General features: G+C 63.9%; 11 protein-coding genes. 9 read left to right on the top strand and 2 right to left on the bottom strand.

Going from position 1 to position 13,899, the window contains the following annotated elements; all coding sequences use genetic code 11:
- Window positions 1–4 precede the first annotated feature (4 nt).
- The 4 genes from rpsK (at window position 5) to rplQ (ending at window position 2,915) form a co-directional block, all read left to right on the top strand.
- Window positions 5–409, top strand: coding sequence for a 30S ribosomal protein S11 (gene rpsK / locus GW587_RS01715; RefSeq protein ID WP_008444339.1), 405 nt, complete (start codon window positions 5–7; stop codon window positions 407–409).
- Window positions 410–630: 221 nt separating this feature from the next.
- The gene (gene rpsD, locus GW587_RS01710; protein WP_008444341.1) at window positions 631–1,254 is read left to right on the top strand and encodes a 30S ribosomal protein S4; all 624 of its coding nucleotides are present in this window, start codon (window positions 631–633) and stop codon (window positions 1,252–1,254) included.
- 108 nt (window positions 1,255–1,362) lie between these two features.
- Complete coding sequence (locus tag GW587_RS01705) at window positions 1,363–2,340, top strand: DNA-directed RNA polymerase subunit alpha (RefSeq protein ID WP_008444343.1); 978 nt, start codon at window positions 1,363–1,365, stop codon at window positions 2,338–2,340.
- A gap of 176 nt (window positions 2,341–2,516) precedes the next feature.
- Window positions 2,517–2,915 (top strand): 50S ribosomal protein L17, encoded by a 399-nt coding sequence (gene rplQ, locus GW587_RS01700; protein ID WP_008444345.1) that lies wholly within the window; start codon window positions 2,517–2,519, stop codon window positions 2,913–2,915.
- Window positions 2,916–2,973: 58 nt separating this feature from the next.
- On the opposite strand, the gene GW587_RS01695 is transcribed toward rplQ, so the two are convergent.
- Window positions 2,974–4,644 carry a M20/M25/M40 family metallo-hydrolase gene (locus GW587_RS01695; RefSeq protein WP_166097810.1) on the bottom strand — a complete coding sequence of 557 codons (1,671 nt, stop codon included), beginning with the start codon at window positions 4,642–4,644 and terminating at the stop codon, window positions 2,974–2,976.
- 124 nt (window positions 4,645–4,768) lie between these two features.
- Here GW587_RS01695 and dsbD point away from each other — a divergent pair, with 124 nt between their 5' ends.
- A complete protein-coding gene (dsbD, locus tag GW587_RS01690; protein WP_166097807.1) occupies window positions 4,769–6,652 on the top strand; it encodes a protein-disulfide reductase DsbD in 1,884 nt (627 codons plus the stop codon).
- Window position 6,653: 1 nt separating this feature from the next.
- Here the strand turns inward: dsbD and GW587_RS01685 are convergent, their stop codons facing one another.
- Entirely contained in the window at window positions 6,654–7,136 is a 483-nt protein-coding gene (locus GW587_RS01685; protein WP_166097804.1) for a Spy/CpxP family protein refolding chaperone, read from the bottom strand.
- Window positions 7,137–7,334: 198 nt separating this feature from the next.
- Between GW587_RS01685 and GW587_RS01680 the strand changes: the two genes are divergently transcribed.
- The 4 genes from GW587_RS01680 (at window position 7,335) to GW587_RS01665 (ending at window position 13,888) form a co-directional block, all read left to right on the top strand.
- Window positions 7,335–8,063, top strand: a complete 729-nt coding sequence (locus GW587_RS01680) for a response regulator (RefSeq protein WP_166097802.1) — start codon at window positions 7,335–7,337, stop codon at window positions 8,061–8,063.
- On the top strand, window positions 8,060–9,415 hold the full coding sequence (locus GW587_RS01675) for an ATP-binding protein (protein ID WP_166097801.1): 1,356 nt from the start codon (window positions 8,060–8,062) through the stop codon (window positions 9,413–9,415). The genes GW587_RS01680 and GW587_RS01675 overlap by 4 nt, the downstream gene beginning before the upstream one ends.
- Window positions 9,416–9,577: 162 nt before the next feature.
- Window positions 9,578–10,735, top strand: a complete 1,158-nt coding sequence (locus GW587_RS01670) for an efflux RND transporter periplasmic adaptor subunit (RefSeq protein ID WP_166097799.1) — start codon at window positions 9,578–9,580, stop codon at window positions 10,733–10,735.
- Window positions 10,736–10,738: 3 nt separating this feature from the next.
- The gene (locus GW587_RS01665) at window positions 10,739–13,888 is read left to right on the top strand and encodes an efflux RND transporter permease subunit (RefSeq protein ID WP_166097796.1); all 3,150 of its coding nucleotides are present in this window, start codon (window positions 10,739–10,741) and stop codon (window positions 13,886–13,888) included.
- The last annotated feature ends 11 nt before the right edge of the window (window positions 13,889–13,899 follow it).

The following is a 13,899-nucleotide window of genomic DNA, read 5'->3' as shown; positions in this document are numbered from 1 at the left end:
TCACATGGCTAAGCAACAAAGCAGCGCAGCAGCAGCGCGCGTCCGCAAGAAGGTCAAGAAGAACGTCGCCGAAGGTATCGCGCACGTTCACGCTTCCTTCAACAACACCATCATCACCATCACCGACCGTCAGGGCAATGCGCTGTCGTGGGCGACCTCTGGTGGTGCTGGCTTCAAGGGTTCGCGTAAATCGACCCCGTTCGCAGCGCAGGTTGCGGCTGAAGCGGCTGGTAAAGTCGCGGTTGAATGCGGCGTGAAGAACCTGGAAGTGCGTATCAAGGGCCCTGGTCCTGGTCGCGAATCCGCAGTGCGCGCACTGAACAACCTGGGCATCAAGATCACCGAGATCCAGGACGTTACCCCAGTACCGCACAACGGCTGCCGTCCTCCAAAACGTCGTCGTATCTAATAGTCGACCGGCGGCGAAGTTCGCTTCGCCTCCTTCTTCTGTCAGAAATCGCTGGAGCAGAAGACCGGAAACGGTTATACTGCCCGGCTGTTGTCGCCTGTCGGACACTGTTCGATGGGTTATTCGCATTTAAGCCACCGTCTGGCCCACCCTGAGGATCAGACTAGCGCCTAACCATGTCATTGTGGCTGGGGCGTTATCATTTAAAAAAAGGAAGCATCGTGGCACGTTATATCGGACCTAAAGCAAAACTCTCCCGTCGTGAAGGTACTGACCTGTTCCTGAAGAGCGCACGTCGCTCGCTCGACAGCAAGTGCAAACTGGACGTCAAACCAGGCCAGCACGGCGTGAAATCGGGTGCCCGCACCTCGGATTACGGCAACCAACTGCGCGAAAAGCAAAAAGTGAAACGTATGTACGGCGTGCTGGAACGTCAGTTCCGTCGCTACTTCGCTGAAGCCGACCGTCGCAAAGGCAACACCGGCGAAACCCTGCTGAAGCTGCTGGAAACCCGCCTGGACAACGTTGCATACCGCATGGGCTTCGGCTCGACCCGCGCTGAAGCGCGTCAGCTGGTCTCGCACAAGGCGTTCACCGTGAACGGCCAAGTGGTCAACATCGCTTCGTACGTGGTCAAGGTCGGCGACGTCATCGCCGTGCGCGAAAAGTCGAAGAAACAAGTGCGTATCGTTGAAGCGCTGTCGCTGGCTGAACAAGTCGGCATGCCGGCCTGGGTATCGGTCGATGCCAAGAAAATGGAAGGCACCTTCAAGTCCCTGCCAGAGCGCAACGAGATCGCCAACGACGTCAACGAATCGCTGATCGTCGAACTGTACTCGCGTTAATCTGTAGTCTAGTCGTAAAAACCCGCCCACTCGCTCGAGTGGGCGTTTTCACTAATGCCATCAGCCTTATCGGCCTAACGCGCCGAGGGTATTGAAAAGGACATTTACATGCAAAACAGTTTGTTGAAGCCCCGTATTATCGATGTAGAGGCGCTGGGCGCCGGCCACGCTAAAGTAGTGATGGAGCCGTTCGAACGCGGCTATGGCCATACATTGGGTAATGCGCTGCGCCGCGTACTGCTGTCGTCGATGGTGGGCTACGCGCCGACCGAAGTGACGATCGCGGGCGTTGTACACGAATATTCGTCGCTGGACGGCGTGCAGGAAGACGTCGTCGATCTGCTGTTGAACCTGAAGGGCGTGGTCTTCAAAGTCCACAACCGTGATTCCGTCACCCTGACCCTGAAGAAGGAAGGCGAAGGCGCCATCCTGGCATCGGACATCGATCTGCCACACGACGTGGAACTGATCAATCCGGACCACGTGATCGCCCACCTGACCGCCGGCGGCAAGCTGGACATGCAGATCAAGGTTGAAAAAGGCCGCGGCTATGTGCCGGGCAACGTTCGCCGCCTGTCCGAAGACACCAACAAGACCATCGGCCGCATCATTCTGGATGCGTCGTTCTCGCCGGTGCGCCGCGTTTCCTACTTCGTCGAGTCCGCTCGCGTGGAACAGCGTACCGACCTGGACAAGCTGATCATCAACATCGAGACCAACGGCGTGATTTCGCCGGAAGAAGCGATCCGTCAATCGGCCCGCGTGCTGGTCGACCAGTTGAATGTGTTCGCCGCCCTGGAAGGCACCGAAGCCGCCGCCGAAGCGCCATCGCGCGCGCCGCTGGTCGATCCTATCCTGCTGCGTCCAGTCGACGACCTGGAGTTGACCGTGCGTTCGGCCAACTGCCTGAAAGCGGAAAACATCTACTACATCGGCGACCTGATCCAGCGTTCGGAAAACGAACTGCTGAAGACGCCGAACCTGGGCCGCAAGTCGCTGAACGAAATCAAGGAAGTGCTGGCGTCCCGTGGTCTGACCCTGGGCATGAAGCTGGAAAACTGGCCGCCTGCTGGGCTGGAAAAATAACAAATTGGTGACAGCACCGGACATCGCGCAGCGATGTTCGGTCCTGTTACCAACTGATTAAGCATTTTGCAGCACCCGCCCGGCACATGTTGTGCCGGGCGTATATCCCTAGAACCGGTCCGCGCTCGTTGTGAGCGATCGAAGAACTCGGATTTAAACACCTGAAAGGAAGTACCATGCGTCACCGTCACGGCCTCCGTAAACTGAATCGTACCTCGTCCCACCGTCTGGCAATGCTGCGCAACATGACCGTTTCCCTGCTGCGTCATGAAGCCATCAAAACCACGCTGCCGAAGGCAAAAGAACTGCGCCGCGTTGTCGAGCCTATCCTGACCCTGGGCAAGACCGACACCCTGGCCAACAAGCGTCTGGCATTCTCCCGTCTGCGCGATCGTGAAATGGTTCTGAAGCTGTTCGCAGAACTGGGCCCACGTTACGCAAACCGCAACGGCGGCTACCTGCGCATCCTGAAAATGGGTTTCCGTGTTGGCGACAACGCTCCAATGGCTTACGTTGAGCTGATGGACCGTCCAGAAGTCACCGACATCGACGCAGCGCCAACCGCAGAAGAGTAATCTTCGCGGTTCAGCTAGTCCTTGAAGAAAGCCAGGCTCTGCCTGGCTTTTTTTATGCTTACTTCAAACGCCGCTCGCCGACCGCCTTGAATTCCGAGCCGGCGTTCCAGGTCGGCGTCACGCCTTGCGCGATCTCCAGGCCCACCTGGAACAGCAACTGAATGTCCTGCACCCCGCCGCTGAAGTCCCAGTTGGCGCGGACGTTGTCGGTGGTCTGGTGGTAGTCGTGGGTGAAGTAGTTGTCCACCACTTCGCGCGCGTAGGTGTCGGGCTTGTCCAGGTAGCGGCTGCGCGCCTTGGTGTACAGCACCGGCACGCCGGCGCGGGCGAATTCCAGCTGGTCGGCGCGGTAGAAGCTGCCCAGCTCGGGACGCGAATCGTTCTCCATCGCGCGGCCCTGCGTCTTGGCATACTTCGCCAGCAGGCCGTCGATGCTGGAATGGCCCGAGGTCACGTTCTCGATCTGCGCGGTGCGGCCGAAGGCGTTGATGCCGTCGATGTTGATGTTGGCCACCGTGTTCTTCAGCGGGTACAGCGGATTGGCCGCATAGTATTTCGCGCCCAGCAGGCCGCGTTCCTCGGCCGTGGTCGCCAGGAACAGGATCGAGCGCTTCGGCGCTTTCGTCAGCGCCTTGTAGGCCTTGGCCAGCTCCAGCAGCGCGGCGACGCCGGAGGCGTTGTCCAGCGCGCCGTGGTAGATCTGCTTGCTGCGCTCGCCCGGCAGGCGCTCGTCGATGCCGAGGTGGTCCCAGTGCGCGCTGTAGATCACATACTCGTTTTTGAGCTTGGGATCGCTGCCTTCGATCTTGGCCACCACGTTGTTCGAGTTGACCACGCGCGCGGTGTTGTCGATCTTGAAGTCGGCCGTGCCCTTCAGGCTGACCGGACGGAAGTCCTTGGTGATCGCCTGTTTTTTCAGCGTATCGAAATCGTAGCCGGCCGCCGCCATCATGGCCTTGGCCTGGTCCAGCTGGATCCAGCCCGGCACCGGCGGCGCGTCCGGATCGTCGCCCTTGCGCAGCAGGCTGAAGAATTCGCCGTTGCCGCCGCTGCGCACCACTTCCCATGGGTAGGCCGCCGGCTTGGCCTCGTGAATGATGATGGCCGCCGCCGCGCCCAGCTTGGCGGCGATCTCCCATTTGTAGGTCCAGCGGCCGTAGTAGGTCATGGCCTTGCCCTTGAACATCGACGGATCCAGCTCGGCCGGGTTGTTCGGATCGGGCACGGCTGGGTCGTTGATCAGCATCAGGATGGTCTTGCCGCGCACGTCGACGCCCTTGTAGTCGTCCCAGCCGTACTCGGGCGCCTGCACGCCGTAGCCGACGAACACGATCTCCGAATTGGCGATGTGGACGCTGGTCGGTTCGCTGCTGGAATGGGCGACGTAGTCGTCGGGGAAGTTCAGCGCCACGCTTTTGCCGGCGATGGTATAGCTGAAGCTTGGCGTCGGCTTCAGGCCGCGCATCGGCACCGCTTGCACCCAGCTGCCGTTCGGATTGCCGGGCCTCAGGCCCAGTTTCATGAATTCTTGTTGCAGGTAGTCCACCGTCTTGACTTCGCCGGGCGAGCCGGGCGCGCGGCCTTCGAACTCGTCGGAAGCCAGCGTGGTGATGTGGTTCAGCATATCTTTTTCGGACACGGCCGCGAGCGCCTTGGCGGGCGCCTGCGCGAAAACGGGTACGGCGGCCAGCGCCAGAGTGGTGATCAACAGCGGACGGATTGCGGACATGGCGTAACTCCATTGCGGGAAAGCAGGAAGTTTCGCATAAAACAAGCCCTTAAGGCTTCGCTCAGGCGTGAAAAGGTAGGGCGGTGTACTATGCTCGTTGCCCCAACGACCATTCCTGCAGATCATGTTCCGTATCGCCCGTTTCCTCGCACCGCTGTTCACGCTGATCGCGCTGCTGGCCGCGCCCGCCCGCGCCGCCGATGAATTCCTTGATCCCGCCGAAGCGTTCAAGTTCACTGCCAAGATGGTCGATGGCCATACCATCGCGGTCAATTTCCAGATCGCCAACGATTACTACATGTATCGCGAGCGCTTCAAGTTCAGCGCCACCGGCGCCAGGCTCGGTGCGCCGGTCATCCCACCCGGCAAGGTGCATTACGACGAGACCTTCGCCAAAGATGTCGAGACTTACCGCAAGAGCGTGACCATCACCATACCGGTCGACGTCGACGGACCGTTCACGCTGCTGGCCAGCGGCCAGGGCTGTTCGGAAAAAGGGTTGTGCTATGCGCCGCAGGATTACAAGGCGTCGCTGACCGGTAGCGGTTCGGTGCCGCTGCCTGCCGCCGCGCCCGCGCCCGCCGCCGCCGCGCCCGCCGCCACTTCGCCCGCCCCGACCGTCGGCGAAGGCAAGCCAGCCGCCGTCAGCCCCGGCGTCAACATCTACACCGTGCCGACCCCGACCGCCACCGACACCACGCCGCCGGCGCCGGCCGTGGCTGCCGCCGTCCCGGCACCGGCCGCCGACGATTCCGGCCGTCTGGAGGCCGCCTTAAAAGGCGGCAAGCTGATGGTCATCCTGCCGCTGTTCGCGCTGCTGGGCCTGGGCCTGTCGTTCACGCCGTGCGTGCTGCCGATGCTGCCCATCCTGTCCTCGATCATCGTCGGCGAAGGCGACACCGGCAACCGCCGTCGCGGCCTGCTGCTGTCGGTCACCTATTCGCTGGGCATGGCCATCGTCTACACCGCGCTCGGCGTCGCCGCCGGCCTGGCTGGCGAAGGCCTGGCCGGCGCGCTGCAAAATCCGTGGGTGCTCGGCACCTTCGCGCTGCTGATGGCGCTGCTGTCGCTGTCGATGTTCGGCTTCTACGAGCTGCAAGTCCCGGCCGCGCTGCAAAGCAAACTGAGCACCGTCTCCAACCGCCAATCGTCGGGCAAGCTGGCCGGCGTGTTCGTGATGGGCGCGATCTCGGCGCTGATCGTCGGCCCCTGCGTGGCCGCGCCGCTGGCCGCCGCGCTGGTCTACATCAGCCAGTCGCGCGACGTGGTGGTCGGCGGCAGCGCGCTGTTCGCGATGGCGGTCGGCATGAGCGTGCCGCTGATCCTGATCGGCGTCTCGGCCGGCGCGCTGCTGCCGAAGGCCGGCATGTGGATGGATGCGGTCAAGCGCTTCTTCGGCGTGCTGATGCTGGCGGTCGGCTGGTGGCTGGTGTCGCCGGTGCTGCCGGGCGCGGTGCAGATGATGGGCTGGGCCGCGCTGTTCGTCGGCTACGGCATGTACCTGTTGATGAACTCGGGACAGTGGGTCGCCAAATCGGTCGGCGTGATCTTCGCCGTGCTGGGCGTGGCGCAACTGGTCGGCGTGGTCAGCGGCGGCCGCGATCCGCTGGCGCCGTTGGCGCACCTGGGCGGCGGCAAGGCGCACGAAGCGCCGCTGGCGTTCCAGCGCGTCAAGACCGTGGCGCAGCTCGACGCCGTGCTGGCGCAAACCGGCGGCAAGACCGCGATGCTCGACTTCTACGCCGACTGGTGCGTGTCCTGCAAGGAGATGGAGAAACTGACCTTCGTCGATCCGCAGGTGCGCGCCAGACTGGGCAACAGCGTGCTGCTGCAAGTGGACGTGACCGCCAACGACGCCGACGACAAAGCCATGCTGAAGCGCTTCGGCCTGTTCGGCCCGCCGGGCATCATCCTGTTCGACAAGCAGGGCAAGGAAATCCCCGGCGCCCGCGTGATCGGCTTCCAGGATGCGGCCAAATTCGCCGCATCCCTTGCCGCCTTAAACTAAGTTAGCCGTGACGGTGGCCGCCCCAGCCGCCGTGATGACCGCCGCCGTGCTTGCCGCCCATGCTGCGGTCATCGAAGGTCGTCTTCTGTTCCGGCGTCAGCTGGGCGTAGAACGCGGTCAGCGCGGTCAGGTGCGCCTCCATCTTCGTCTGACGCTGCTTGCTGAAGTCCAGCATCTTGGCCATGCGCTCCGGCGCCGGCAGCTTGGCGAAGGCGCCGCGCTCAGGATGCGCCCCGGTCATGGCGGCCGGCTTGATCGCCGCCTGGTAGGTGGCCCATGCCGATTCCTGCTGCGCGCTCAGCTTCAGCGCATCGTGCAGCTTGGCCTGACGCTTGGCGAACATCTCGCCCATCTTCTCCTGCATGTGTTCGCGGCGCTCGCCGGCGTCGTGGCGGCCGGCCGGCGGCGTGGTTTGCTGGGCCTGCGCCGCAGCCATGCCGAGTACGGTAAAACCGATCAAAATGCTTTTGCGTAAGACGTTCATGGTCGTTCCTTTATCATTGAGGTTAAGTTATCGCGGACCGTTTTGTTGCCGCGCTTGAACCCATGTTGCCGCCCGAAGGTTGCCCTGACGTTTCTCCGCCCGAAGTTTTTGTATCCAGATGTTTCGCCCTCGGGGCATATACAAGACGATACAATTGGTGATTAGTCTTGCATGACCGAACTGGGGATAATTAGGCCCATGGAACCCACATCTACTATTCTGATCGTCGACGACGATCGCGACATCCGCACCCTGCTGGCCGATTACCTGGAATCCAACGGTTACCGCGCCCTGTGCGCGGCCGACGGCAACGCCATGTGGAAGCTGCTCGACGAAGCCCGTCCCGACCTGGTCGTGCTCGACCTCAACCTGCCGGGCGACGACGGCCTGACATTGTGCCGCAAGCTGCGCGCGCACTCGACGCTGCCGGTGATCATGCTGACCGCCCGCAACGAACCGCTGGACCGCATCCTCGGCCTGGAGATGGGCGCCGACGACTACCTGCCGAAACCGTTCGAACCGCGCGAGCTGCTGGCGCGCATCCGCAGCGTCCTGCGCCGCAGCAACGCCATGCCGTCCGGCAGCGGCGCCGACAAGGCGCAACAGATGCGCTTCTCCGGCTGGACGCTGGACCTGACCGCGCGCCACCTGCTCAATCCGGAGGGCATCGTCATTATGCTGTCGGGCGCCGAGTTCCGCCTGCTCAAGGTCTTCCTCGAACATCCGAACCGCGTGCTCAACCGCGACCAGCTGCTGAACCTGACCCAGGGCCGCGACGCCGACCCGTTCGACCGCTCGATCGACATTCAAATCAGCCGCCTGCGCCAGAAGCTCGGCGAAGACGCCCGCCTGCCGCAAATCATCAAGACCGTCCGCAACGGCGGCTATGTGCTGGCCGGCCAGGTCACCGTGGAGCCGCAAGCGTGAAAGCCTTCTTCGGTTCGATGACCGGGCGCGTGTTCCTGGTCCTGTTGCTGGGGATCGTCGCTTCGGCGGCGCTGACCCAGTGGCTGGCCGTGGGCGAACGCACGCGCGCGCTGGAGCGCTATCGCGACTTCCACGCGCTGGAACGGGCCGAGCAATTGATCACCACCGCCGACGTGCTGCCCGACAGCGCGCGGCCGACCTACCTGGTGGCCGCCAGCCGCGGCACGGTGCGGCTGGAAACCACCGACGTGCCGATCGCCACCGCGCTGCCGCCGACCGATTTTTCGATGGCGCTGCAACAGCGCCTTGGCGAGCGCTACAAGCTGGGCCCGCTCGACGAGCATCCGGCCGCGTGCGACCAGCCGCGCCAGAGCAGCAACATCTTCGCCCCGACCCAATGGCGCGGCACCTGCGAAACCATGAACGTGCAGCTGCACGACGGCACGGTGCTGAAGCTGTCGGTATTGCCGCCGCGCCCGCCGCCGCCGTCGACCCATAGCGAGCTGCTGGCGATGCTGCCTTTCCTGCTCAGCATCGCCTTCCTGGCCTATCTGGTCACGCGCATGACCATGCGCCCGCTCAAGCTGCTGGCGCAGGCCGCCAAGGACCTGGGCAACGACATCAACCACCCGCCGGTGGTGCTGAGCGGCGCGGCCGAGATCCGCCAGGCCAGCGCCGCCTTCAACGCGATGCAGGCGCGCATCCGCCAGCACATCATGCAGCGCACGCAGATGCTGGCCGCCATCACCCACGACCTGCAGACGCCGCTGACGCGGTTGCGGCTGCGGCTGGAAAAAGTCAACGACTCGGACCTGCAGCAACGCCTGATCGACGACCTGTCGGCGATGCAGCAGATGGTCAAGGAAGGACTCGACCTGGCTCGCAGCATGGACACCACCGAAACCATGCAGGCGCTGGATCTGGACTCGCTGCTCGACAGCGTGTGCAGCGACGCCACCGACGGCGGCCAGCAGGTCGAGCTGCGCGGCCGCGCCGCGATGGCGCTGATGGGCCGGCCGCTGGCGATCCGCCGCTGCCTGGTCAACCTGATCGACAACGCGGTCAAGTATGGCCACTACGCCAATGTTACCGTCGAGCGCATGGTCGGCGCGGCGCGCATCCGCATCCGCGATGGCGGTCCCGGCATCGCCCAGGACCAGATGGCGCGCGTGTTCGAACCGTTCTACCGCATCGAAACCTCGCGCTCGCGCGAGTCCGGCGGCACCGGCCTGGGCCTGACCATCGCCCGCAACATCGCCGAGCAGCACGGCGCCGACGTGGTGCTGTCCAACCACGCCGACGGCGGCCTGGAGGTCACCTTGATCGTGCCGGAATACTACGCCGGGCATTAGCCGGTTCGCACCGCGATTGTGACGGTTTCGTGACTTGCGGTCGCGATGAAAAAACCGTCTGGTGGTAGCAACGGCGGCGGTTTTTCCCGCAAATACTATGCGACAATGTTCCGCCTTATGCACGGCGGCAATATTTTTCGGCAGCAAAACCTATTAGAAAAAATGAAAAAATCTTCCTTAGCATCCCTGATCGGCGCGATCGTCGTGGTCGGCGGCGGTATCTGGTACATGACCCACGGCGCGCCCGCGCATGACGCCGGCGCCGGCAAGGCGCTGAACGGCAACGGCCCGCAAGGTCCGACCACCGTCAGCATCGTCGCGCCGGTGCGCCAGGATGTGGCGGTGGTGTTGCAGGCCAACGGCACGGTGACGCCGATCAGCACCGTGGACTTGCATCCGCAGACCACCAGCACCATCTCCAGGGTGCACATCAAGGAAGGGCAGTTCGTCAAAGCCGGCGAAGTGATGTTCACGCTGGACGACCGCAGCGAGCGCGCCAACATGGACAAGGCGCAAGCCCAGGTCGCGCGCGACCAGGCCGCGCTGGCCGACTACGAGCGCCAGTACAAGCGCTCGATGGAATTGCTCGACAAGAAATTCATCGCCCAGGGCGCGGTCGACACGCTGAAGAGCCAGGTCGACTCGGCGCGCGCGCTGCTCAACGCCGACATGGCCGCCGCCCGCTCGGCCGGCGTCGACGCCAGCTACACCGTGATCCGCGCGCCGATGAACGGCCGCGTCGGCGCCATCACCGTCTATCCGGGCAGCCTGGTGTCGGGCACCACCTTGCTGGCCAGCGTCACCCAGCTCGATCCGATCAACGTCGCCTTCACGCTGCCGGAATCGGCGCTGGGCGGCCTGATGCAGGCGCAGCGCGACGGCACGGTGCCGGTCAAGGTGATCGCCACCGGCAGCGAGCAGGCGGTCGACGGCAAGCTCAGCTTCATCGACAACACGGTCGATCCGGTCGCCGGCGTGATCCGCGTGAAAGCCCAGTTCGACAACAAGAACACCAAGCTGTGGCCGGGCCAGTACGTCAACACCCAATTGACCTCGCATGTGATCAAAAATGCGACGGTGATCCCGCAAAACGCTATCATTAGCAACACCCGCGGCACCTTCGTGTACGCGATTGACAAAGACCAGTCCGCCAGGGTGGTCAGCATCCAGCGCCTGCACAGCTTCGGCGACCGGGCGGCCGTGATGGGCTTGAATGGCGATGAACGGGTCATCGTCGACGGCAAGCAAAACCTGCGTCCCGGCGGCAAGGTGCGCGTCGCCGGCGCCGACAAGGCCGGCGAAACCAAGCAGAAGGGCTAAGCGATGAACCTTTCCGAGTTATGCATCCGGCGCCCGGTGATGGTGGTGCTGCTGTCGCTGAGCCTGATCCTGGCCGGCGTGCTGTCGTACTTCTACATCCCGGTCGCGGCGCTGCCGAGCTATAACACCCCGGTCATCAACGTCTCGGCCGACCTGCCGGGCGCCTCGCCCGACACCATGGCCTCGTCGGTCGCGCTGCCGCTGGAGAAGCAGTTCTCCACCATCGCCGGCCTGACGCTGATCACCTCGTCCAACACGTTGGGCAATTCCTCGCTGACGCTGGAGTTCGACCCGAGCATCAACGTCAACGAAGCGGCGGTCGACGTGCAGGCGGCGCTGTTGCGCGCGCAGCGCCAGCTGCCGGTCGAGATGACCGACCTGCCGTCCTACCGCAAGGTCAATCCGGCCGACGCGCCGGTGCTGTTCATGACCATGAACTCGCCGTCGCTGAGCTTGTCCGAGCTGAACGACTACGCCGAAAACCTGATCGCGCCGAGCCTGTCGACCTTGCCGGGCGTGGCGCAGGTGACCGTCAACGGCCAGAAGCGCTTCGCGGTGCGGGTGCGCGCCAAGTCCGAGCTGATGAACGCGCGCAACATGACGCTGGACGAATTGCAGCAGGCGATCAAGTCGGCCAACGCCAACACCCCGCTGGGCATCCTCGACGGGCCGAGCCAGACCCTGACCATCCAGGGCAACGCGCAGATGATGAAGGCGTCCGAATTCGCCGAGCTGATCATCGCGGTGCGCAACAACGAACCGGTGCGGCTGAAGGACGTCGCCACGGTCGAGGACAGCTTCCAGTCGATCAAGAGCTACGGCAGCTACAACGGCGAGCGCTCGATCGTGCTGCTGGTGCAGCGCCAACCCGATGCCAACACGGTACAGGTGGTGGACGGCGTGCGCCATCTGCTGCCGCGCTTCCGCTCGCAGCTGCCGGCCTCGATCAACATCAACCTGGTCAACGACCGCTCGGTGTCGATCCGCGAAGCGATCCACGACGTCAACCTGACCCTGCTGCTGACCATCTTCCTGGTGGTGATGGTGATCTTCCTGTTCCTGCGCCGCGCCGCCGCCACTTTCATCCCGGCGATCACGATGCCGATCTCGCTGCTGGGCGCGCTGGCCTTGCTGTACGCCTTCGGCTACAGCCTGGACAACGTCTCGCTGCTGGGGATCACGCTGGCGGTCGGCCTGGTGGTCGACGACGCCATCGTGGTGCTGGAAAACATCGTGCGCCACATCGAGATGGGCAAGAAGCCGCTGCAAGCCTCGCTGGTCGGCGCCAAGGAGATGGGCTTCACCATCATCTCGATCTCGGTCTCGCTGGTGGCGGTGTTCATCCCGATCTTCTTCATGCCGGGCGTGATCGGCCTGATGTTCCATGAATTCGCGGTGGTGGTGGCGCTGTCGGTGCTGGTGTCGGCGGCGGTGTCGCTGATGCTGGTGCCGATGCTGGCCAGCCGCCTGCTGCCGGCCGACGCCATCGATCCCGAGCACGACAAGGGCAACTTCATCGGCCGTTGGTTCGAGACCGGCTTCACCGCGCTGCGCAACTTCTACGCCCGCACGCTGAACATCGCGCTGCACCACCGCTACATCGTGCTGGCCGCCGCGTTCGGCACCTTCGCGCTGACGGCGGTGCTGTACATGACCATCCCGAAAGGCTTCTTCCCGGAGGAAGACCTGGGCCAGATCCGGGTCAACACCGAAGCCTCCGAAGACATCTCGACCTCGGCCATGCTGGCCTTGCAGGACCGCGTCGCCGCCGTCATCAAGGCCGATCCCAACGTGCAGGACGTGACCTCGTTCACCGGCGGCGGCAACAGCGGCCGCATGTTCCTGGTGCTCAAGCCGCGCGACCAGCGCGCCAAGATGCCGCAGGTGCTCGACAGCCTGCGCAAGGCCACCAAGCAGGTGCCGGGCATCGCCGTCTACCTCAGCCCGGTGCAGAACCTGCAGCTGGGCGGACGCCAGTCCAAGAGCCGCTACCAGTACACCTTGCAGTCGGTCAGTCCCGGCACGCTCAACGATTGGGCCGATAAATACCTGGACCAGCTGCGCAACGACCCGGACTTCCGCGACGTCACCAGCGATTCGCTGAACAAGGGCTTGCAGGCCTCGCTGAAGATCGACCGCGACAAGGCCAACAACCTCGGCGTCGCCATCGGCGACATCCGCACCGCGCTGTACCTGGCCTTCGGCGAACGGCAGGTGTCGACCATCTACTCGCCGGCCGCCAGCTACTACGTGATCCTGGAGGCGGCCGACGCCGACCGCCAGTTCGACAGCGCGCTGACCAAGATTTCGGTGCGCAACAAGGCCGGCCAGCTGGTGCAGCTGTCCAGCTTTGCCAGCGTCGAGCGCACCATCGGCCCGACCGCCGTCAACCACCAGGGCCAGCTGCAGGCGATCACGATCTCCTTCAACCTGGCGCCGGACGTGCCGCTGGGCACGGCCACCGCCAAGATCGACAAGATGGGCGCCGACATGCGTTTGCCGGCCTCGATCATCACCAACTACGGCGGCGACGCGGCGGTGTTCCAGAGCTCGCAGGGCAGCCAGCTGATCCTGATCATCGCCGCGCTGGGCGTCATCTACGTGCTGCTGGGCGTGCTGTATGAAAGCTATATCCACCCGCTGACCATCCTTGCCGGCCTGCCGTCGGCGGCGGTGGGCGCGCTGATCACGCTGCGGCTGTTCAACCTGGACCTGACGATGATCGCCATCATCGGCATCCTGATGCTGATCGGTATCGTCAAGAAGAACGCCATCATGATGATCGACTTCGCGCTGCACGTGCAGCGCAACGAAGGCCGCACGCCGGAGGAGGCGATCCGCGAGGCCTGCATCCTGCGCTTCCGCCCGATCATGATGACCACCATGGCCGCTTTGATGGGCGCCTTGCCGATCGCGCTGGGCCTGGGCGCCGGCGCCGAGCTGCGCCAGCCGCTGGGCCTGGCGGTGGTGGGCGGCCTGATCTTCTCGCAAGTGATCACGCTGTACATCACCCCGGTGATCTACCTGTTCCTCGACAAGTACAGCGGCACCGGCCCGATGAGCGACGACGACATCGCCGCCGACGCCGCCGAGGCCGAGCCGGAAGCGGTCAAGGCGGTGCCGCTGAAAGCGGTCAACATCGTCAAGCATTGAGTTTTCGCGAC

This window comes from Duganella aceris, assembly GCF_011090165.1.
Taxonomy (GTDB): domain Bacteria; phylum Pseudomonadota; class Gammaproteobacteria; order Burkholderiales; family Burkholderiaceae_D; genus Rugamonas; species Rugamonas aceris.
The sequence above is the reverse complement of the archived record's forward strand: the minus strand, read 5'-3'. Positions and strand labels throughout refer to the sequence as shown.